Below are 20113 nucleotides of genomic sequence, written 5' to 3' on the forward strand. Positions count from 1 at the left end.
CGGCTGTTCGTCGCGCGGATCCTGACTATTCCAATTCAGTTGTCACGTTCAGCAATTCGGCTATCTTCTGCCGCGTGTCGGCGCTGGCCTCAAGCAGCTGTTCAGCGTCTGAAATCGGCTTGTCCGGTTCTCGCTGCACTGGCACACGCAGGGCCGAGCTCAGATCTATGACCTGCCCCAGCGCGGTGTCCTTCGCCCCAACTTCTTCCAAGTTGAACCCCGCCCACCATGACAGGCGCGCGGCGGTATCTTCATCCCCTATGTCCCGCCAAGCCTCAACGGCGGCCGTGTAATTGCCCATATCGGTCAGGGCTTGTGCCCGCAGCCTTTCAGCGACATCGGAGGGATCCTCGGCCAATTCGCGCAGGGCCAGATCCGGTCGGTTTTCCAGCAGCGCGGCCCGGGCCCGAAGGATGGCGCGGTCGCGCCTGCGTGTCCCATCCGAACCTGCATCAGTCAAGTCTCGGGCTTGCTTGGCAAAGCCGAGGTCCGCAAAACGCTTGGCAAGCAACAGCGAAGTCTCGGTCGAATTAGACTCTAGTTCATATGGTTTCAGAGTACTTGAATACAGCAGAAAGGTCAGATCATCGGCGCGCTCTGCTGTCAGATGCAAGATACGATTGCGCGTGCCGGACCAGGTCTCGTCTCCGCGATGGGCATCAATGGTATTGAAGGCCGCAGAAAACTCGCCGCCCAGGGCAAGCGCCAGGGCGTGACCGCGGGCCATGACCGGGCCCAATTCAGAATTGCGCAGTTCGATCGCGTAGCCCGAGATCAGATCGATTTGGCGTCGCGAAACGGCCCCACCCTCTGCCCACTTCTTTTCAACAAGCCGGGCCAGGGCAAGCGGGGCTTCCAAATCCGAGCTTGGGTTGTCGATGACGTCGTTCAACAAAATGTCGCTGGTGTCGGCATCTCCCTCAGCGGCGGCAACAGTTGCCTGCGCGAGTGTCGTCTCGGGGTGTTGCAGAGTTTGGACGCGATCTACCGAACGCAGTACCCGCCGGGCGGCCTCAAGCCGGCCAGAGTTGACGAATATCTCGGCCAGCCGGGGGCCGAGGATCCGGCGTAGATGCTCAGGAAGCTTCAGGTACGCCTGTTCCATCCGTTCCTGCTGCGCATCATCCCGCAACTGGCCATCCGCCATCGCGGCCCACATGGCAACCGCGCCGTCGCAGCGTTGCGACCCAAGCAGTTGATTAGGCTCTGATACAGGCTGATCATCAATTATTTGCGCGACCGCTCGAACCCATTCCTGTTCCGGCGATGCATCTTCCATCAACTGCAGAACCTGAATGGCCTCTGAACCGAAACCCCAGTGTGCCAACAGCTTTGCGAGCTTGAGCGCGATGGATCTGTCGACCCTGTCGAACTCCAGGAACAGCCCTGCACGCAGCTCAGCCACCTGATGCGCAAAGGGTCGACCGTCAGACCAGGTGTCGAACCCCAATTCGGCATCCGAAATACACGCTGGCAGCGACTCCAGAGGTTGCAGAGGTGGCTCTCCCAGTTTGCCCAACTCGTCAAGGATCGAGCTTACCTGGATATGGGCAGGCAGATCCCGCGCGATGTCTGGAAGCGCTTCCGGCACCGAAGCACGCGGACCCGGAGGTGTGACGTTCAGGTCGACAAGCTCGCGATCCGCGCCTTGCAACAGACGGGTCGAAAGGCGCTGCTGCAGGCCATCGCGATCCAGTTGCAGAAGGGGGGCAACCAATTCAATTGATGGGGCTTCGGCCTGTGGACGACGTTTGGAAGTCTGCTCTGGGATCATGATCGATGGAATGTCCAGACTTGGCGGAGGCAAGGCTTTTTGCGCCGCTATGTCCACAACGATCATCGTATCCTTGTACAAAAAAGCGGTCGCGGCGCAGTCACAGCCGAAGTCCAGCTCAAGCGGTGCGCCGGGATCGGCCTGCGATATCGCCTCAAGCCGGCCTGCGGACAATCGTGCAAAGACCGATCCGGTCTTGAATTCCACGTCGTCCAATTCGACCGCCAGGCGCGCACCGTTTTTCCGGTGGGCGAGGCTCCAGTTGGTGCCCGCAGGAACGCTGAGAACAAGCCGCGTGAAGCCGTCATGTTCGCCGGACCGCACCGGAACATCCTTTGCCAGCACTCCAGTTGCCGATGCGCTCAGGCCAAGGGTCAGGAGCAAAACCCGGATCATGCTGCTGCCTGCTTGATCTCTTTCAAGGCTTCTTCCAATTCGGTGAAGCCGGGGCGATTGTGGGTCGGCGTGTTCTGGCGACCAACCTCGATACACATTGCGGGGTTGTGATTGTGCAAGTTGGCAACCAGAACTTCCCGGATCAGTTGATAGAAGTGATTGTCTTCCTCCACGACCGCTTTCAGCTTTCCGGCGAAGGGGCCGACCAGCCCGTAGGCCAGAAAGACGCCCAGGAAAGTCCCGACAAGGGCACCACCGATCAACTTGCCCAAGACCTCGGGCGGTTGGTCGATCGAGCCCATGGTCTTGATCACACCCAGAACGGCCGCGACGATCCCCAGTGCCGGCAACCCGTCCGCCACGGTTTGCAGGGCGTGGCTGGAATGCATGGCGTGGTGGAAATTGGCATCCATCCGCTTTTCCAGAACCTCTTCAACCTGATGGGGATCGTCATAGTTCATCGCCGCCGACCGCATGGTGTCGCAAATCAGGTCCACCGCCTCTTTGTCCGCCTGTATCTTGGGGAAGGCCGCAAAAATGGCTGAGTTTTCAGGGTCTTCTATGTGCTGCTCGAGCTCGACCGGATTTGAACGGGCAAGCCGGATCAGCGAGAACAGAAGGCACAGCAGATCGCGGTAGTCTTCGGGCTTCCACTTCGGGCCTTTGAAAACCTTGCCCAGATCCTTGATCGTGTGTTTGACCGCCGACATGTCATTGCTGATCAGAAAGGCGCCGATGGCAGCCCCGCCGATCATCATCATCTCGAACGGCAGAGATTTGAGGATGATGGCCATCTTGCCGCCGGCGGCGAGGTAGCCGCCGAACACCATTACGAAAATAACGACGATTCCAAGAATTCCGATCATGTGGTCTCTCCGGCAGAGCGGTCTTTGAGGGTGGGGCTCATGGCGGCTACTCAGTGGGGGCGTTGGCGTTGCGTCCGGCCATTACGACGCTGATGGTATAGGCGGCCTCGGGGCTGAGACCGGCCATCACACCCGCAGCAGCCTCAGGCGGCATACGCGAAAGGAAACCGGCCGCAAAAACCGGATCCATCGTTTCGAACAACGCCGCGGCGTCCTTGGGATTCATGTTCTGATAGACATCGGTCAGACGGGTGAGGTCGGTTTCAGCCGCCTTGTCCGCCACGGCCAATGTCTCGCGCAGCGATGCCTCGGCCTCTTGCAAATCAGAGAGGCGCGTCGCAATGGCCTCGTTTGCAATCTCCAGGGCACGCTCCCTGTCGCGCAGCGCGCTCTCACGCTGTTTGACGGCTGCTTCCCGACGCAGCAATTCGGTCAGCAAGGCTTGCATGTCCGGTTTTTCGTCCGATTCGGTGCTGTGTGCAGAGACTTCCGAGGGGTCAGGCCCCCTTGCCAAAGCCGGCCCAGCCTCAAGCCCCAGCCGTATGATGGCGGAACTGATCATCAAGGCTGAAATGAGGGTCAGAACGCCACCACGTGGTCGACGCTGGGCAGGTTGCAGGCTGAGCATCAGGATCGGGCCTCGCTACCTTGCGCCTTGTGCCTGAAGAACAATACGCCTTTGGGAATCGGGCCCGGATCCTCTGCGGAGTCGTTGGTGGATTTGACCTTGGCTTCCGGCTTGGATGGCTTTGGTTCCACAGCCGCAGGCTCGGCGGGTTGCTCGGGTGCTTGAGGCCCGGATTCCGCTTTCAGCGAGTCCGGTTCCGCCTCGAGAGGTGACGGCTTTTTGGTTTCGGTCGAGGAAATTGCAGGCTCCCCAGTCCCGGGTTTGTCCTCGGGGATCACGTCGTGCATCGACGCCATGATCAACTCAAGCCGCTGTGCGACTGACTCGGCGCGCTCGGTCAGATCCTGCAGTTTGTGCCCGGACTGGTCAGATGCCGCACGCGCGGCATCCAGGGATTTTTTCAGTTCTTCCGCCTGTGCGGATAGCACGGAAACCGCGCCACCGACGCCCCGCTCCAGGTCCGTGAACCGCCTGAGGCGTCGGGCCAGAACAAAACAGTACAACCCGGCCCCCAAGGCGCCGGCGACCAGCAGAATGTCCGAGATCAGTTCCAATTTCGCCTCCTAGTTTAATACGAATTCCGTGACCAGAACGTCACGTACCCGACCTTCGCCAACGACGATGCCGATGCGCCGCAGCAGGTGCCCGCGGATGCGAACCAGAGCCAGCGAGTCCTCGAGGTCGGACAGGTTGATGGCCCGGAGATAGCCGTTCATCACGTCCATGATGCGGGGAATCATCTTTTCCACCTCGGCCTCGTGACCGGCGGCCACCTCAAGTTGCGCGTGGAATTTCAGATGCCGCGAATCGCCGGAATTCACGGACACGATCACGGGCGGCAGGTCGACGAACCCGACATCCGGCAACGCATCGATCGCATGTCCGGCGTCCGCGTTTTCCGCTGTGTTTCCCTCGGCCTCGGGTGCTTTGCCCAAAAGCCCGGACGCGGTCACATAGTACCCTCCCGCAGCACCCAGCAGCGCCAGAACCGCGCCAATCATCAGTCCCTTTTTGCCCGACTTCTTCTGGTCTTCTGCCTCATCCACGGTCGCGTCTGTCATGGCGTCCTCATTCTTGCGTTCGGCACCCGTCATAACCCCGCAGGGACTAACCGATTGTTAAGGGCAATCGTTCAAACAGGGCACGAGCCGCACAGAATGTCGGCGAGTCGGAGGTGAGCGTGCAGCAGATCGGAACTGTCTGGGCAAGTTTGGGCAGGCGCAAACAATTCATCGTGGCGGGGGCGGTTGTCGTCGTGTTCCTGAGTGTCCTGGCGATGTCGCGGTTGGTTACATCGCCATCCATGACACTCCTCTATGCGGGGCTGGAAAGCGGGGCAGCGGGGGATATCGTCCGGGCCCTGGATCAACGCGGTGTCACCTACGAGATTCGTGGCGGCTCAATCTATGTTCCGGGCTCGCAACGCGACGAGTTGCGCATGACCCTGGCAAGCGAGGGTCTGCCTGCAAATGGCAGCCGGGGTTATGAACTGCTGGATACGCTGAGTGGGTTCGGTACAACCTCGCAGATGTTCGACGCTGCCTATTGGCGCGCGAAGGAGGGTGAACTGGCGCGAACCATCGTCAGCAGTCATCACGTAGGGCAGGCGCGGGTTCACATTGCCAGCGGGTCCACAAGCCCGTTCCAGCCGAGCGTTTCGCCAACCGCTTCGGTCTATCTGGTGCCATCCGGGGCCAAGATCACGGTTGAGCAGGCCAAGGCGATCCGTTTTCTGGTGGCCTCCGCCGTGACCGGCCTCGCGCCCGAGGATGTCGCGGTGATCGATTCCAACGGTGCGGTGATCGGCCCGCAAGAGACGGCGGTTGCAGCCGACACTGCCGATGACAAGGCCAAGGTCCTGCGCGACCGCGTCCTGCGGCTGGTCGAGGCACGCGTCGGACCTGGCAATGCGGTGGTCGAAGTCAGCGTCGACACGGTCACCGAGACCGAATCCATAAGAGAGCGGCGGTTCGACCCCAAGGGCCGTGTCGCAATCAGCACCGATGTCGAGGAACGGTCGGATACCTCCCGCAATCAGTCGTCTGATGTGACGGTCGCGTCCAATCTGCCGGACGGGGACGGCAATGGCAGCGATGAATCGAATTCTTCAGCCACGCAAACCCGCGAGCGGATCAACTATGAGGTTTCAGAGACCGAGCTTGAAGTTCTGCGGGTGCCGGGCGCCATCAAACGCCTGACGGTTGCCGTTCTCGTCAATGGAACCCGCACAACGGACGCCACCGATGCCGAGGTTTTTGAACCGATGGCACAGCCGGAACTGGACGCTCTGGAAGAGCTTGTCGCCTCGGCCGTAGGCTTCGATGCGGATCGCGGGGATGTCATCACGCTGAAATCCCTGGAACTGCCCAATGTCGAACCGCAGGGAACACTGGCGACCGCTTCGGTCTGGCAAAGCATCCATCTGGATACGATGTCGCTGATACAGATGGCAGTGTTGGCCATCGTATCGCTGGTCATGGGGTTGTTCGTGATCCGGCCGATCCTGACCGGTTCGGCCGCAGTGCCAGCCTTGCCGCCTGCCGCAGCCTCCGCCGATGGCGGCGCGCCATTTCTTGTCGGTGAAATCTCAGAAGCTGATGGACAGGAATTCAGCGCTCTCACAGGCCAGGGTGAAAACGGAGGCTCTGTGCCTGCGATTGGGTCCACGGCAAGCGAAGATGCGGTCGGCCGTCTGCGCGCCATGATCGGGGACAAACAGGAAGAGACGGTCGAAATTCTGCGGAGCTGGCTGGAAGAAAACGAGGAGAAGGTGTGATGTCGATCGCCCACCTGCTCGAGGATTTCACCGCTCAGGCCGACGGCGCGAATCTGCGATTGCTGGACGAAGAAGCTTTGGAGGAAGAGCGGCTTGCCGCTTTCGAACGCGGATATGGTGCCGGGTGGGAGGATGCGTTGCAGGCCCAAGCCCAAGGTCGCGCTGCGCTGACCGAGGATATGCGGGCTGCCTTCTCCGATATGTCCTTCACCTACCACGAAGCTCTGACCCGGATGACCTTGTCGCTTGAACCGATGTTCAGTGCTCTGGTTCAGACCGTCCTTCCGCACGCGTTGGATCGGGGGCTTGCCGCCCGCGTGATCGAGCAGTTGAGCGAAATGGCCAAGGCGCAGGTTGCAAAACCGATCCTTCTGTTGGTTCCACCCGGTGTTGAAGGGGATGTCGAGGCGTTGTTGCCCGCCGACATCACGCCCCTCCCCAAGGTCGTCGCGGACCCCGAGTTGCTGCCGGGTCAGGCGCGGTTGCAGGTCGGCACCGCCCGGTCCGAGGTTGATTGCGCCGCGCTGCTGGACGCGATCGCCGCCGCTTTCGACGCATATGTTTTTGAGGCAAAAGAGGCTTTGTCAAATGAGTGACGCACCTGCATCCACACCTGAAAGACCCAATCCGTTCGAAGCCGTTCCCATCGAGGTGACGGTTTCCGTTGGTCGGGCGCGCCCCTTGATACGCGACCTGTTGACCATGGGTGAGAACGCCGTTCTGACCTTGGACAAACGGGTCGAAGATCCGGTGGATCTGTATGTCGGCGATCAATTGGTCGCCCGTGGTCTGCTCGAGGAAATGGAGGGGGACAATGCCGGTCAATTGGCGGTGCGTCTGACCGAGATTTCGGATTTCCAGAACGGACTTGGATGATGCGCCGAGCGGCTTGGTGTGCATTGGCGATCCTTGTGCAGACACCAGCACTGGCATCGGCACAGGAGCTGTCGCTGTCATTGGGCGACGGCGGATCCATATCGGCGCGAACCATTCAGTTGATCCTGCTGATCACGGTGCTCAGCCTGGCACCAGGCCTTGCGATCATGGTGACCTGTTTTCCATTTCTGGTCACGGTACTGGCCATTCTGCGGCAGGGGATCGGATTGCAACAGTCCCCGCCCAACATGCTGATCGTCAGCCTGGCGCTGTTTCTTACCTATTTCATCATGGAGCCGGTCTTTACCCAGGCTTGGGACACCGGGATCCGACCGATGGTCGAAGAAACACTTGCGGTAGAGCCTGCATTGGAACGTGCCATGGTGCCGTTCCGCGAGTTCATGGTGGCGCGGCTGGATGGTGACACGTTTCGGGCCATGGCGGCCTTGCGCCCCGACACCGCGTCGATGGAGCTGTCGCCGGAGGCGCCACTGTCGGTTCTCATGCCGTCGTTCATGTTGTCCGAGGTTGCCCGCGCGTTCCAGATCGGATTCCTGATATTTCTACCGTTTCTGATCATCGATCTTGTAGTGGCTGCGGTACTCATGTCGATGGGGATGATGATGGTGCCGCCCGCCACGGTTTCGCTGCCGTTCAAACTGGCGTTTTTCGTGATTGCAGATGGGTGGTCCCTGATCGCCAGTGCCTTGGTGCGAAGCTATTCCTAGCCTGCGTGTGGACGGTCTCAGCGCCGGATCTGCAGCCGTGCCCGCAGACCCTGATCACCCGCTTCAAAGCGCAGCGAGCCGCCATGCTGCTCTGCCACGGTTGCAACGATTGTCAGGCCCAGCCCAAACCCGTCGGACGACCCGATGTTCGAACCGCGCCGGAACGGGGCCATCAGCGCCTCGATATCCGAAACGGACAAGTTGGTTCCCTTGTCTTCGACGACAATCGTGGCGGTTTCCGCGTCGGTTTCCAGTTCAACCGTTGCGTGGCGCCCGTATTTCAGCGCGTTGTCGATCAAGTTCGTCAACGCCCGTTTCAATGAGATCGGTCGCGCCATGACAAGGATGCGGCGGGTTTCCGGAAGCGAGCCATGCCCGCGCCGCGACATGAAGAGCGACGCCGCGCCCTCCACCTCGACCGGGGCGACCTGTTTCAGGGTCACAGGCAGATCCATGTCCTGATAGTCGGCAACCAGCGACTCGACCAGTGAGGTGAGGGAGATTTGGCGCGGGTCCTCGATGCTCAGTTCCGAGCGGGTGTAGGTCAACACGCTTTCGATCATGCCCGTCATCTGGTCGACATCGGACTCCAGCTTCTCTCGCAATTCGGCGTCCGGAATCAGCGCCGCGCGCAGACGCACGCGGGCCGCTGGCGTACCAAGGTCGTGGCTGACGCCGGACAGGACCGTGGCACGCTTTTCCAGCTGTGCGCGTTCGTCCTCCAGATGTGTATTGACCGCCGATACGATGTCGCGCAGTTCGGCCGGCCCGGACATGTCGTAGCTGTCCGGACCCCCGCTGCGCCGGCGGTCACGCAGCGACTGGGAGAACCGCGAAAAGCTGTCTGTCACATTGCCGACCGATGTCAGAATGATCGCAAGTGCCACGACGGCCAGAAAGATCGCGGGCAGGCGCAGGTCGGCCGGGGCCGCATCGCACCCCCAGACCTGCGTACCGTCGATCTTCTGCCACGCGCCCTGTCCGAACCGGCCCACCAGAATGGGTTCGCTGCAATAGGTGGCCAGCAGGCGTGTCAGGTTGCCCATCTTCTGCGGCCCGGTCTGATCGCTGCCTGACACGATGTCGGATACCGGATAGACCAGCCGGTCGGACAAGACCGCAAGCGTCAGGTTCCGCCCGCTGAGCGGCGCGGAGCTGTCGGTCAGAATGGACAGGTTGGTCAGAAACCGGCGTCCTGCAAGGTCGGGCAACTGCTCGAATTCACCCGCATCGGCCAGACTTGCGGCCTCGGGCGGCAGTGGCGTGATCAACACGTCGGGATGCGAGGCGCGACCTTTGCGCAGATCTTCGTAGACCGAGAACCCGGCAACATAGGCCCGGGTCAGATAGGCGTCCCAGTTGCGAACGGATGAAAACCACAGTCCGGCCGCCAGTAACCCGGCAGCAAACGCACCCAGGCTCCAGGCCCAGCCCAGATCCCGCAGGCGCAGGGTCATGCCTCCTGTTCCACGGTGACCTCGCAGGCGAAGACATAGCCGACACCGCGGGCCGTGCGCAGCATCTGCGGATCTTTGGGGTTGGTCTCGATCTTGGACCGCAGCCGCCCTACTAGGACGTCGATGGCCCGACCCTGCGCTTCGGGTTTGTCACCGGTGCCGGTCACGTCCAGCGCGGCGGCGATCTCGTCGCGGGTCAGCGGAATGTGCGGGTTGGCCAGCAGCACCTTGAGCAGCGCGGTTTCGCGCTGCGACAGCGACACCTGGTACCCGTCCGGGGCATGCACCTCGTCGCGTTTGCCGTCATAGACCCATCCGCCAAAGCGGAACGTGCGGATCCGCCGGCGATAGGCCAGCGATGGCGTGCGCCGCGCGCGCTGCATCACCGCGCGCACACGCGCCAGCAGCAGTTGCGGGTTGAACGGCTTGGCGATGTAGTCGTCGGCGCCCACCTCGTACCCGGCCATGCGCTGATGATCGGCAGACAGGGCCGACACGAAGATGATCGGCACGTCCTGCTCGCGGCGCAGCCGGGCGCAGATCTCGACCCCGTTCTCGTCACCCAGCATCACGTCCAGAAGGATCAGGTCGATGCGGCCTGACTTCAGGTGTGCCTGCACCTCGCGCTCGGTGGCTGCTGGCAGGGCAATGAACCCGTTCTGGTGAAAGAACTGGGTCAACATCGACCGGATTTCCGGATCGTCATCCACAACCAGCAGACGTGGAATGCTCACGCTGTTCCTCCCCGATTTCCCCCTCGACGCTGCCCTCAATTGTAACGGACTGCAACAGATTCAAGGTCAACGTAACACGCTGTAACAAAAGGCGGGAAAATTTGCAGCCCGCGCCGGATACATGGGATATTTGCCATTGCCAGACGGCAAGCGGCTGCCGGTAATGTCCCGTATCGCTGCCTCGCGGCAGCAAACAAGGATCTGGGAGGATACCAAACATGAAACGTTTCGCACTCGCCACGGCGTCATCGCTGGCCGTTCTGGCTGGCACGTCGGTGATGGCCGAACCGCAGGCCGAAGTTCTTCACTGGTGGACGTCGGGCGGCGAGGCCAAGTCGGTCGCCGTTCTGCAGGAAGAGTTCGCGGCCAATGGCGGCACCTGGACGGATATGCCCGTTGCAGGCGGCGGCGGAGACGCGGCGATGACCGCGCTGCGCGCCCGCGTTCTGGCCGGCAACGCGCCGACCGCCGTTCAGCTGAAAGGCCCGGCGATCCAGGAATGGTACGAAGAGGGTGTTCTGGCGGACATCTCGAACGTTGCCGAGGCCGAGGGCTGGGCCGAAGTCCTGCCCGCCTCGATCGCGGCGCATATGCAATGCGAAGGCACCTGGTGTGCCGCACCGGTCAACGTGCACCGTATCGACTGGATCTGGGCAAATGCCGACATCCTGGCCGCCAATGACATCGAGATGCCGACCACCTGGGACGAGTTTAACGCCGCTGCCGAGAAGCTGCAGGCCGCAGGCATCATCCCGCTGGCCCATGGTGGTCAGGCCTGGCAAGACGCAACCGTCTTCGAAGCAGTTGCGCTGGGCATCGGCGGACCCGAGTTCTTCAAGAAGGCCTTTGTCGATCTGGACCCCGAGACTCTGACCTCGGACACGATGGTTCAGATTTTTGACCAGATGCGCACCCTGCGCGGGTTCGTTGATGAGAACTTCTCGGGCCGCGACTGGAACCTGGCCACCGCCATGGTCATGAACGGTGAGGCCGCCTTCCAGATCATGGGTGACTGGGCCAAGGGTGAATTCCTGGCCGCGGGCAAGGTCCCCGGCGAAGACTTCCTGTGTGCCTCAACCCCCGGTGACGGCTATCTGTACAACGTCGACAGCTTTGCCATGTTCGACGTGGACGGCGACGACAAGCGCGCCGGTCAGGAACTGCTCGCCAAGCTGATCGTGGCCCCCAAGTTCCAGGAAGTGTTCAACCTGAACAAGGGGTCGATTCCGGCGCGGACCGACGTCGCACTGGACAAGTTCGACATCTGCGCCAAGATCTCGGCCGAAGACATGGGCGCTTCGTCCGCCAATGGCTCGCTGCTGCCGTCCTACGCGCATGGCATGGCGCTGCGCGGTGCGCAGGCTGGTGCGATCACCGACGTCGTGACCGCACATTTCAACTCGGATATGTCCTCGGCTGACGCGGTTCAGCAACTGGCGGACGCGGTGGCAAACAGCTACTGATCCAACACGCTCTGCCCCCTATAATGCGGGGCAGAGCATCTTTCCCCGGAGGAAAAAATGTCCGAATGGCTGGAAAACCACCTTCCCAAGGTGGTGCTGGCACCGTCGTTCATCGCCGTATTGATCTTTGTCTACGGATTTATCGGATGGACCGCCTGGGTGTCGCTGACCCGATCGAAACTGCTGCCGAAATACGAGATCAAGGGCTTCATCCAATATGACCGCCTGTTTGACTCGCCCCGCTGGGACACGGCGATCAACAACCTATACGTCTTTGGCGCGCTGTTCATCGTGATCGCGATGGTGCTGGGCCTGCTGCTGGCGATCCTGCTGGATCAGAAGATCCGTGTCGAAGGCGCGATCCGCACGATCTATCTGTACCCGATGGCGCTGTCGATGATCGTGACCGGCACCGCGTGGAAGTGGATCCTGAACCCGGGTCTGGGTATCGAGGCCATGGTCCAGGGCTGGGGCTTTCCAAATTTCAAGTTCGACTGGCTGGTGAACCCGGACTACGCGATCTACACAATCGTCATCGCCGCGATCTGGCAGAGTTCGGGTTTTGTCATGGCGCTGTTCCTGGCCGGACTGCGGTCGGTGGATGGTGAGATCATCAAGGCCGCGCAGGTCGATGGCATCCCCACCTGGCGGATTTATACGGCAATCATCATTCCGTCGATGGCTCCGATCTTCCTGTCGGCCTTCATCGTGTTGGCGCACCTCGCGATCAAGAGCTTTGACCTTGTCATCGCCCTGACAGGCGGCGGTCCGGGCTACGCGACCGATCTGCCCGCAACATACATGTACGCCATGGCGTTTTCGCGCGGCGATATCGGCCAGGCGGCGGCGTCCGCGATGATCATGATGCTGGTCGTCTTTGCCATCGTGGTTCCTTACCTCTACTCAGAACTGAGGGCGAAAAATGACTGATCTGTCGATGCCCCAAACCCGAACCCGCAGCCAGAGCGCCACGGGCAAGATTGCCCTGCGTTGGTTGCTGTATGTCCTGCTTGGTCTTTTTGCGCTCTACTACCTGATGCCGCTTTTCGTGATGTTGACCACATCGCTCAAAAGCCTCGAGGAGATTCGTACGGGATCGCTGATCTCCCTGCCGCGCGAGGTCAGTCTGGATGCCTGGAAAACCGCCTGGTCGGGCGCCTGCACCGGTATCCAGTGCGAAGGTCTGCGGCCCTATTTCTGGAACTCGGTCCTGATTGCGGTCCCAGCCGTGGCAATCTCGACCCTTCTGGGGGCGTTGAACGGATTTGTCGTCGCGCAGTGGCGGTTCAAAGGGGCCAACATCATCTTTTCTCTGATGCTGTTCGGTTGCTTCATCCCGTTCCAGGTGGTCCTGCTGCCGATGGCGCGTCTGTTGGGCATGATGGGGATCGCCGGAACCATTCCGGGCCTGATCTTCGTCCACGTGATCTATGGGCTTGGCTTCACCACGCTGTTCTTCCGCAACTACTACGTCACCATCCCGGGCGAGCTGACCAAAGCGGCGCGGGTGGATGGTGCCGGGTTCTTTCGGATCTTCTGGTCGATCTTCCTGCCGCTGTCGCTGCCCATCATCGTGGTGACCGTGATCTGGCAGTTCACCCAGATCTGGAACGATTTCCTGTTCGGCGTTTCGTTCAGCCAGGCGGGCACGCAGCCCGTGACCGTGGCTCTCAACAACATCGTCAACTCAACCACCGGCGTCAAAGAGTACAACGTCGACATGGCCGCCGCGATCATCGCGGGGCTGCCGACGCTGCTCGTCTATGTCGTTGCCGGTAAGTATTTCATCCGCGGCCTGACCGCCGGTTCCGTGAAGGGATAACCCATGGCTCCCATCCTCGATATCCAAAACCTGTACAAGAATTACGGCGCGACCGAGATTCTGAAAGACATCAACATCTCGATCGAACCGGGTGACTTCCTGGTGCTGGTCGGCCCCTCGGGCTGTGGCAAGTCCACCCTGCTGAACTGCATCGCGGGGCTCGAGCCGATCTCGGGCGGGACGCTGTCGATCGGCGGCAAGGACATGACTCATGTCAGCCCCAAAGACCGCGACATCGCGATGGTGTTCCAGTCCTACGCCCTGTACCCGACCATGTCGGTGGCCAAGAACATCACCTTTGGCATGAAGGTGCGCGGGGTCGATCAGGCAACGCAGGACGCCAAGCTGAAAGAGGTCGCCTCGCTTCTGCAGATCGAGCCGTTGCTGAACCGCCGCCCCAGCCAATTGTCGGGTGGCCAGCGTCAGCGTGTGGCAATGGGCCGGGCTCTGGTGCGTGACCCCAAGCTGTTCCTGTTCGACGAACCGTTGTCGAACCTGGATGCAAAGCTGCGGGTCGAGATGCGGACCGAGATCAAGAAGCTGCATCAGACGCTGGATGCCTCGATCGTCTATGTGACCCATGACCAGATCGAAGCGATGACCCTGGCAACCAAGATCGTGGTACTGAAAGGCGGCGTGGTGCAGCAGATAGGCACACCGGCCGAGATCTACAATCACCCCGCCAACCTGTTCGTGGCCGATTTCATGGGCTCGCCGGCGATGAACCTGATCCCGGCGCGGGTCCAGCGCAACGGGACCGGCACGCAGGTCGCCATTGCGCGGGATGGGGCTGACCCGATCGTGCTGACGGATACGCGCGATCTGGACCTGCCCGAAGAGGTGATCCTGGGCCTGCGCCCCGAGGACATCGCTGAATCCGGGTTCCGCGCTGGTGCCGGTGTGCAAGAGGCCGCCTGCCTGGTCGATATGGTCGAACCGGCCGGTGCCGATACCTACGTCGTGTCGGAACTGGGCGGCAAACAGGTCACTGCGCGCCTGCATGCCGAGACCAGTGCCAGGGCCGGTCAGATGCTGAACCTGGCCTTTGACATGAGCAAAGTGTCCTATTTTGCGAAAGCGACAGGCGAACGCCTGAACTGAGCCACGAAAAACGCCGCGCAGGGATCCTGCGCGGCGTCATCACTACTCTGACCGGTTGGTTCAGCCGGTCTTTTTCAGGTCATTGATCAACTGATCCAGGTTGCCCTTGCGCGCATCCAGCATGGCGCCGATCTCGGTCCTCTCTGTCAGCAGCAGGTTCACCCCTTCGATGAACATGTTGTAGAACTTGTCGCGACCCGACTTGTCCGACACCAGGAAGGTCACTTCGAACGGTGCTTCGCCGCGCAGCTTGACGCTGCTGCGAACCTCGTAGCCGGCCTTGATCTTGCGGGCATTCTTGACGGTGACCTCACCCCCGATGAATTCGCGGAAGCGTCGACCGTATTTGCGCGAGATATACCCCTGGAAAGCCTTGGTGAATTCGCGCATCTGGGCATTGCTGGCGCTGCGGGCGTCGGCGCCCAGCGCATAGCGCGCCATGATCGGAACGTCGGCATATTGCACGAAGATTTTTTCGAAATCGCGCAGCATTGCGCTTTCGGATTTGCCCGACTCGATCACGCGTGTGATGTCGGAAACGACGCTGTTGACCAGTTGTGTCGCGCTGGCCTCGGTCAACGCCAGGGTCTGCTGCGGAAGGCCAGCCACGGCCAGCCCGGCCAGGGCGGTGGCGGCAAAGGTACGGCGGTTCATGGCGTTATTCAGCATAGGGGTCCTCATATGGGTCCTCATAAGGGTCAAGGTATGGGTCCCTGACCGGGTCAGTGCCGGTATCGGCGTAGGGATCGGAATACAGACCCAGATAGGCATCCTCATCGTCCCTTGCCAGTTCGAACCGGCGGTTTTGCAAATAGATCAGGCGGGCCTGAGCGTAACTGTCTGCGCTTTCGTACAGAATCGAGTCGACCGTGTCCGAGAATCTGCCCCGATCGCCCATCCGCCGCACCACCTCGGCATAGACGCCCAGGTTGTCGGCCGGTCGCGTCGGCGAGAAGTTGATCGGGTTCGAGAACAGGTTGACCACAACGCCGACCGCATCCCGGGTCGTCGAGGGGCCGTAGAACGGAAGTTCGACATAAGCCCCTTCGCCGAAGCCCCAGACATGAAGCGTTTCGCCGAAATCGGTATCAACCGGCGGCAGGTTCAACTCATCCGCCGGTTTGGACAGACCGAACCCGCCCACGGTCGAGTTGATCACGAACCGCAGCAGGGCGTTGCCCGACTGTTTCAGATTGCCCTGCAGCAGATAGTCGACGGCCTGTCCGGGCAACGAGATGTTTTCCGCGAAATTGTTGAAGCTGGTGACCATCGGGTCGGGTACGATTTTCACATAGCCTTTCGACGCCGGGCGGAACAGGAACCGGTCGACGCCCAGATTGAACTTGTGAATGCCGCGATTTGCGTTTTCGTAGGGGTCGAAGACCTCGCCGCGGGCCGCTGCGTCCTGGGGCTGCGACGCGCAGGCCGACAGAACCGCGAACAGCGACACTGCGACGATGTGCTTGAAACGGATCCGGTTGGACACGGTCTTGGTTACTCCCGATCGTCCGGATGTAATCCAGCCGGACACTCAATCAATACGTTTTCTCGTTGGCACAACGGACCAATTCAACGGCACATAGTCGTTTCGCACCCGAAAGGAAACTCCTAGCGTTTAACCCGCGTGCCGGACCCGGGTAAAGTGGCCTGCATTCAACACATCCGCATGAGTGGAGACCTGCCCAAATCGCGGGCAAATGCGAAATTGCCGGTTTCCGGCTTTCCGTGGGCGGTGTTCCCGGTTAGCGTCCGCCAAAGTCACATGAAGTTGAGGACAATCACATGAGCATCGCAGCCAAACTGGAATCCCTGGGCGTCAGCCTGCCGGACGCCCCTGCACCGGCGGCCAATTACGTGCCGTTCGTGCGGGTGGGCAACATCGTCTATGTGTCGGGTCAGATCTCGAAGGACGATGCGTTGATCACCGGCAAGCTGGGCGCCGATATGGATGTGACCGCTGGTGCGGCGGCGGCCCGGGTCTGCGCCATCAACCTGCTGGCCCAGGTCAAGGCGGCCTGCGGCGGGGACATCGACAAGCTGGTGCGGGTGATCAAACTGACCGGCTTCGTGAACTCGACCGCCGATTTCACCGACCAGCCGCAGGTGATCAACGGCGCGTCCGACTTCCTGGTCCAGGCGCTGGGCGATGCCGGCCGCCATTCGCGCTCGGCCGTCAGCGCCGCGTCGCTGCCGTTGGGCGTGGCCGTCGAGATCGAAGGGATTTTCGAGATCCAATGACACCGTCTCTGCCTCGTGTGTTCATGGGCGCGCCGATCGCACATCGGGCGTTGCATGACATCCGCCAGAACCGCCCAGAAAACAGCCGGGCGGCCATCCGGGCCGCCATTGCTGCGGGCTACGGGATCGAGATTGACCTGCAGTTGACGTCGGACGGCCATGCCATGGTGTTCCACGACTATGATCTGACGCGCCTGACCGGCCGGTCCGGCGCGATCCAGCAGATCACTCGGGCCGAGGCCGCGGACCTTCCGCTGCTGCACGGGGACGAGGGTATCCCCTCGCTTGAGGAAGTCCTGGAACTGGTGGCGGGCCGCGTGCCGCTGCTGATCGAGTTCAAGGATCAGCACGGTGCGATGGGGCCTGTGGACGGGCGGCTGGAACGGGATGCGGTCGCGCTGCTGAAGTCCTATGACGGTCCGGTCGCGCTGATGTCGTTCAACCCCAACTCCGTGGCCGAGCTGGCCCGGCTGGCGCCGGAGATTCCGCGTGGGCTGACGACCTGTTCCTACAAGCCCGAAGTCGAGCATCTGCCGGCCGAGGTCTGCGACCACTTGCGCGAGATCCCCGATTTCGACCGGGTTGGCGCCAGCTTCATCAGCCACGAGGTGCAGGACCTGTCCCGCCCCCGCGTGGCCGAGTTGAAGGCGCAAGGCGTGCCGATCCTGTGCTGGACGGTGCGCTCGGCCGAACAGGAGGCCGAGGCGCGCAAGGTGGCCGACAACGTGACCTTCGAGAACTATCTGGCCGCCATTCCGGGTTGAACCCGGCTGCCGGCGTCACAGATAGTTCAGGGGACGCAGGAGGGCACATGGACCAGTCACAGATCGAGATACGGGTTCTGTCGGCGCTGGATCAGATCCCGGCGGCCGAATGGGACAGTTGCGCCTGCCCCGAGGCCGCCGACGGCACCCGCCCGCTGGACCCGTTCACCACGCATCGGTTCCTGCGCGCGCTGGAAGACAGCGGCTCGGTCGGGCGGGGCACCGGCTGGCAGCCGCAATACCTGACCGCCTATCTGGACGGCCTGTTGATCGGGGCCGCGCCGATGTTTGCCAAGTCGCATAGCCAGGGCGAATACATCTTCGATCACAGCTGGGCCCATGCCTATGAAAACGCGGGCGGGCGGTATTACCCGAAATTGCAGATCGCGGTGCCCTTCACCCCGGCCACCGGGCGGCGGTTTCTGACACGGCCCGGCTATGACGGGATCGCCATGTCGGCGCTGGTGCAGGGGGCGGTGCAACTGGCCGCCGACAACCGCCTGTCGTCGCTTCACGTTACCTTCTGCACCCAGGACGAGGCGCTGGCCGGGCAGCGGATGGGCCTGCTGGCGCGCGACTCGCAGCAGTTTCACTGGCTGAACGACGGCTATGCCGATTTCGACGATTTCCTCGCCGCGCTGTCTTCGCGCAAACGCAAGAACATCCGCAAGGAACGGGCGGAGGCCAATGCCTTTGGCGGCGAGATCCGCACCCTGACCGGTGCCGATCTGCGCCCCGAACACTGGGACGCGTTCTGGGAGTTCTATCAGGACACCGGCGCACGCAAGTGGGGCTCGCCCTATCTGACGCGGCAATTCTTTGACATCGTTCACGAAACCATGGCCGATGACGTGGCGCTGGTGCTGGCCGAGCGGGGCGGATACCCGATCGCGGGGGCGCTGAACTTCATCGGGCGCAAGACCTTGTTCGGGCGCTATTGGGGCTGCAACGAACATCACCCCTGCCTGCATTTCGAACTGTGCTACTATAGGGCGATCGACTTTGCCATCGCGCATGGTCTTGACCGCGTCGAAGCCGGCGCGCAGGGAGAACACAAGCTGGCGCGGGGTTATCTGCCCACGCGCACGCACAGCCTGCACTGGATCGCCGATCCCGGCTTTGCTGACGCCGTCGCGCGGTATCTCGAGGCCGAGGCCCGCGCGGTGGGGGAAGAGATCGAAATTCTGACGGATTACGGCCCGTTCAGAAAAGCCAACCCGGAGGAACAGCAATGAGCGAACTTCTGTCGACCGAGACCCGTGGCCCGCTGCTGGATCCGCTGTTCAAGAACGGCTGGACCATGGTCAAGGATCGTGACGCGATCACCAAGACCTTCATCTTCGACGATTTCGTCGATGCCTTCGGCTGGATGACCAAAGTGTCGATCTTTGCGGAAAAATGGAACCATCATCCCGAATGGTCCAACGTCTACCGCACGGTCGAGGTTGTGCTGACCACCCATGACGTGGGCGGCCTGTCGTCTCAGGACGCCAAGCTTGCCCGCAAGATGGACAGCCTGCTCTAGCCGCGGTCGCCCCGCGACCCCATGCCCCCCGCCAGCATCGCCACCTCGCCCAGACGGCGGAACTCGGCCGGGGTCACGGTGCCGTCACTCACGTCGATGTCGCGCGGGATCCCGGCGGTGCGGTTGCCCATCATCCGTACGCTGCGTGCCGCCGGATTGATGTCCAGACAGCGCGTCTGATAGCAGGTCAGACCTGCCGTATTGATCTGAATGTGCGCTTGCCCGTCCGGCCCGGTCACGACCGGCGCCTGCGGGACGTCGCACGCTGCCAGCAGAACGACCGCGCCAAGCCAATAAAATACTCTCATGCCTGCGCTCCTATTGGTCACAGGGTCAGCCGTGCCGGGGCGCCGGGCCTCAATCCAACTGACCGTTCCGGTCTTTGTCCGCAGACAGGAAATCGCCATTCATCTGCGAGTCATACTCTGACCGAGAGATAGAGTTGTCGCGATTGCGGTCAATCTTCTGGAACATCTTGATATCCATGAACGGCTTGGCCTCGTCCAGACCGAGCGTGCCGTTCTTGTCATCGTCCATTTCCTGATAGGCGTAATCCGAAAAGGCATCGAATTCGTCGCGCGACAGGAAACCGTCGTTGTTGGCGTCGATCGCGTTCAATTCGCGCTCATTCAGTTCGGCCACGCTGTCTGCGGCGGCAGGTGCTGCCATCATCAGGGCAGTCATCAATAGAACCGAGTGTTTCATCCTGGCGCTCCTCAGCATGCGAATCTCTGGCCTTCGACCCCGCCGGCCACGGCGCCGGCTGCGGTCAGAATATCCTTGCCCGACCCACCGCCGAACTGGTTGCCGATGGCGCCGCCGATCAACGCGCCGCCCAAGGTGCCGCCAAGACAGGCGATCTCGTGCTGGCGCGCAGCCTGTTGCTGCGGCGTTGGCGCAGGCCCGCACGCGGTCAACAGCCCCGCGCCGCCCAAAGTAATGACTGCCAGAAATCTTTTCATGAA

At 61.6% G+C, this 20113-nt stretch carries 24 protein-coding genes; 12 read left to right on the plus strand and 12 right to left on the minus strand.

Features of this window, described 5'->3' with window-relative positions; all coding sequences use genetic code 11:
* Window positions 1-25: 25 nt before the first annotated feature.
* The 5 genes from ACR0EF_RS11610 to ACR0EF_RS11630 all read right to left on the minus strand — a co-directional run bounded on the left by ACR0EF_RS11610 (window position 26) and on the right by ACR0EF_RS11630 (window position 4725).
* Complete coding sequence (locus ACR0EF_RS11610; RefSeq protein ID WP_170370283.1) at window positions 26-2170, minus strand: hypothetical protein; 2145 nt, start codon at window positions 2168-2170, stop codon at window positions 26-28.
* The gene (gene motA, locus ACR0EF_RS11615; protein ID WP_170341910.1) at window positions 2167-3036 is read right to left on the minus strand and encodes a flagellar motor stator protein MotA; all 870 of its coding nucleotides are present in this window, start codon (window positions 3034-3036) and stop codon (window positions 2167-2169) included. The genes ACR0EF_RS11610 and motA overlap by 4 nt, the downstream gene beginning before the upstream one ends.
* 46 nt (window positions 3037-3082) lie before the next feature.
* Complete coding sequence (locus tag ACR0EF_RS11620; protein ID WP_254433996.1) at window positions 3083-3598, minus strand: MotE family protein; 516 nt, start codon at window positions 3596-3598, stop codon at window positions 3083-3085.
* Between the two features lie 65 nt (window positions 3599-3663).
* Window positions 3664-4218 (minus strand): hypothetical protein, encoded by a 555-nt coding sequence (locus tag ACR0EF_RS11625; RefSeq protein ID WP_170370280.1) that lies wholly within the window; start codon window positions 4216-4218, stop codon window positions 3664-3666.
* Between the two features lie 9 nt (window positions 4219-4227).
* Entirely contained in the window at window positions 4228-4725 is a 498-nt protein-coding gene (locus tag ACR0EF_RS11630; RefSeq protein WP_170370279.1) for a flagellar basal body-associated FliL family protein, read from the minus strand.
* A gap of 119 nt (window positions 4726-4844) precedes the next feature.
* On the opposite strand from ACR0EF_RS11630, the gene fliF reads away from it, so the two are divergent.
* The 4 genes from fliF to fliP are packed head-to-tail and all read left to right on the plus strand — an operon-like array spanning window position 4845 to window position 8044.
* Window positions 4845-6440: a flagellar basal-body MS-ring/collar protein FliF gene (gene fliF / locus ACR0EF_RS11635; RefSeq protein ID WP_170372857.1), complete on the plus strand. Its 1596-nt coding sequence runs from the start codon at window positions 4845-4847 to the stop codon at window positions 6438-6440.
* Window positions 6440-7036, plus strand: coding sequence for a FliH/SctL family protein (locus ACR0EF_RS11640; protein ID WP_170341921.1), 597 nt, complete (start codon window positions 6440-6442; stop codon window positions 7034-7036). The genes fliF and ACR0EF_RS11640 overlap by 1 nt, the downstream gene beginning before the upstream one ends.
* Entirely contained in the window at window positions 7029-7316 is a 288-nt protein-coding gene (locus tag ACR0EF_RS11645) for a FliM/FliN family flagellar motor switch protein (RefSeq protein ID WP_170370277.1), read from the plus strand. The genes ACR0EF_RS11640 and ACR0EF_RS11645 overlap by 8 nt, the downstream gene beginning before the upstream one ends.
* Window positions 7316-8044, plus strand: coding sequence for a flagellar type III secretion system pore protein FliP (fliP, locus tag ACR0EF_RS11650; protein ID WP_437342731.1), 729 nt, complete (start codon window positions 7316-7318; stop codon window positions 8042-8044). The genes ACR0EF_RS11645 and fliP overlap by 1 nt, the downstream gene beginning before the upstream one ends.
* A gap of 17 nt (window positions 8045-8061) precedes the next feature.
* Here the strand turns inward: fliP and ACR0EF_RS11655 are convergent, their stop codons facing one another.
* Both ACR0EF_RS11655 and ACR0EF_RS11660 read right to left on the minus strand, forming a co-directional pair.
* Window positions 8062-9501 (minus strand): sensor histidine kinase, encoded by a 1440-nt coding sequence (locus ACR0EF_RS11655; RefSeq protein ID WP_170370276.1) that lies wholly within the window; start codon window positions 9499-9501, stop codon window positions 8062-8064.
* A complete protein-coding gene (locus ACR0EF_RS11660; protein ID WP_170341928.1) occupies window positions 9498-10235 on the minus strand; it encodes a response regulator transcription factor in 738 nt (245 codons plus the stop codon). Before ACR0EF_RS11660 ends, ACR0EF_RS11655 begins: the two co-directional genes overlap by 4 nt.
* Before the next feature lie 218 nt (window positions 10236-10453).
* Here ACR0EF_RS11660 and ACR0EF_RS11665 point away from each other — a divergent pair, with 218 nt between their 5' ends.
* Genes ACR0EF_RS11665 through ACR0EF_RS11680 form a run of 4 tightly spaced genes read left to right on the plus strand, consistent with a single transcriptional unit; the run spans window position 10454 to window position 14621 of the window.
* A complete protein-coding gene (locus ACR0EF_RS11665) occupies window positions 10454-11698 on the plus strand; it encodes an ABC transporter substrate-binding protein (RefSeq protein WP_170360522.1) in 1245 nt (414 codons plus the stop codon).
* 57 nt (window positions 11699-11755) lie between these two features.
* Window positions 11756-12628 carry a carbohydrate ABC transporter permease gene (locus tag ACR0EF_RS11670; RefSeq protein ID WP_170360524.1) on the plus strand — a complete coding sequence of 291 codons (873 nt, stop codon included), beginning with the start codon at window positions 11756-11758 and terminating at the stop codon, window positions 12626-12628.
* On the plus strand, window positions 12621-13520 hold the full coding sequence (locus tag ACR0EF_RS11675; protein WP_170372860.1) for a carbohydrate ABC transporter permease: 900 nt from the start codon (window positions 12621-12623) through the stop codon (window positions 13518-13520). The genes ACR0EF_RS11670 and ACR0EF_RS11675 overlap by 8 nt, the downstream gene beginning before the upstream one ends.
* 3 nt (window positions 13521-13523) lie before the next feature.
* Window positions 13524-14621 carry an ABC transporter ATP-binding protein gene (locus tag ACR0EF_RS11680; RefSeq protein ID WP_170372862.1) on the plus strand — a complete coding sequence of 366 codons (1098 nt, stop codon included), beginning with the start codon at window positions 13524-13526 and terminating at the stop codon, window positions 14619-14621.
* 60 nt (window positions 14622-14681) lie between these two features.
* Here ACR0EF_RS11680 and ACR0EF_RS11685 read toward each other — a convergent pair whose 3' ends face one another.
* Both ACR0EF_RS11685 and ACR0EF_RS11690 read right to left on the minus strand, forming a co-directional pair.
* Complete coding sequence (locus tag ACR0EF_RS11685) at window positions 14682-15290, minus strand: MlaC/ttg2D family ABC transporter substrate-binding protein (RefSeq protein ID WP_170364106.1); 609 nt, start codon at window positions 15288-15290, stop codon at window positions 14682-14684.
* Complete coding sequence (locus tag ACR0EF_RS11690) at window positions 15280-16107, minus strand: MlaA family lipoprotein (RefSeq protein ID WP_170341043.1); 828 nt, start codon at window positions 16105-16107, stop codon at window positions 15280-15282. The genes ACR0EF_RS11685 and ACR0EF_RS11690 overlap by 11 nt, the downstream gene beginning before the upstream one ends.
* Before the next feature lie 296 nt (window positions 16108-16403).
* On the opposite strand from ACR0EF_RS11690, the gene ACR0EF_RS11695 reads away from it, so the two are divergent.
* The 4 genes from ACR0EF_RS11695 to ACR0EF_RS11710 are packed head-to-tail and all read left to right on the plus strand — an operon-like array spanning window position 16404 to window position 19148.
* Window positions 16404-16859 carry a RidA family protein gene (locus tag ACR0EF_RS11695; protein WP_170372864.1) on the plus strand — a complete coding sequence of 152 codons (456 nt, stop codon included), beginning with the start codon at window positions 16404-16406 and terminating at the stop codon, window positions 16857-16859.
* Window positions 16856-17623: a glycerophosphodiester phosphodiesterase family protein gene (locus ACR0EF_RS11700; RefSeq protein WP_170372866.1), complete on the plus strand. Its 768-nt coding sequence runs from the start codon at window positions 16856-16858 to the stop codon at window positions 17621-17623. The genes ACR0EF_RS11695 and ACR0EF_RS11700 overlap by 4 nt, the downstream gene beginning before the upstream one ends.
* A 47-nt stretch (window positions 17624-17670) precedes the next feature.
* Window positions 17671-18858 (plus strand): GNAT family N-acetyltransferase, encoded by a 1188-nt coding sequence (locus ACR0EF_RS11705; protein WP_170341939.1) that lies wholly within the window; start codon window positions 17671-17673, stop codon window positions 18856-18858.
* Window positions 18855-19148: a 4a-hydroxytetrahydrobiopterin dehydratase gene (locus ACR0EF_RS11710; RefSeq protein WP_170341049.1), complete on the plus strand. Its 294-nt coding sequence runs from the start codon at window positions 18855-18857 to the stop codon at window positions 19146-19148. Before ACR0EF_RS11705 ends, ACR0EF_RS11710 begins: the two co-directional genes overlap by 4 nt.
* Here the strand turns inward: ACR0EF_RS11710 and ACR0EF_RS11715 are convergent.
* The 3 genes from ACR0EF_RS11715 to ACR0EF_RS11725 are packed head-to-tail and all read right to left on the minus strand — an operon-like array spanning window position 19145 to window position 20110.
* Entirely contained in the window at window positions 19145-19456 is a 312-nt protein-coding gene (locus tag ACR0EF_RS11715; protein WP_170360533.1) for a hypothetical protein, read from the minus strand. The genes ACR0EF_RS11710 and ACR0EF_RS11715 overlap by 4 nt on opposite strands.
* 49 nt (window positions 19457-19505) lie before the next feature.
* A complete protein-coding gene (locus ACR0EF_RS11720) occupies window positions 19506-19853 on the minus strand; it encodes an EF-hand domain-containing protein (RefSeq protein WP_170372871.1) in 348 nt (115 codons plus the stop codon).
* An 11-nt stretch (window positions 19854-19864) separates the two neighbouring features.
* Window positions 19865-20110, minus strand: coding sequence for a glycine zipper 2TM domain-containing protein (locus ACR0EF_RS11725; protein WP_093964393.1), 246 nt, complete (start codon window positions 20108-20110; stop codon window positions 19865-19867).
* Between the last annotated feature and the right edge of the window lie 3 nt (window positions 20111-20113).

Source organism: Ruegeria sp. CG8, from assembly GCF_056537165.1.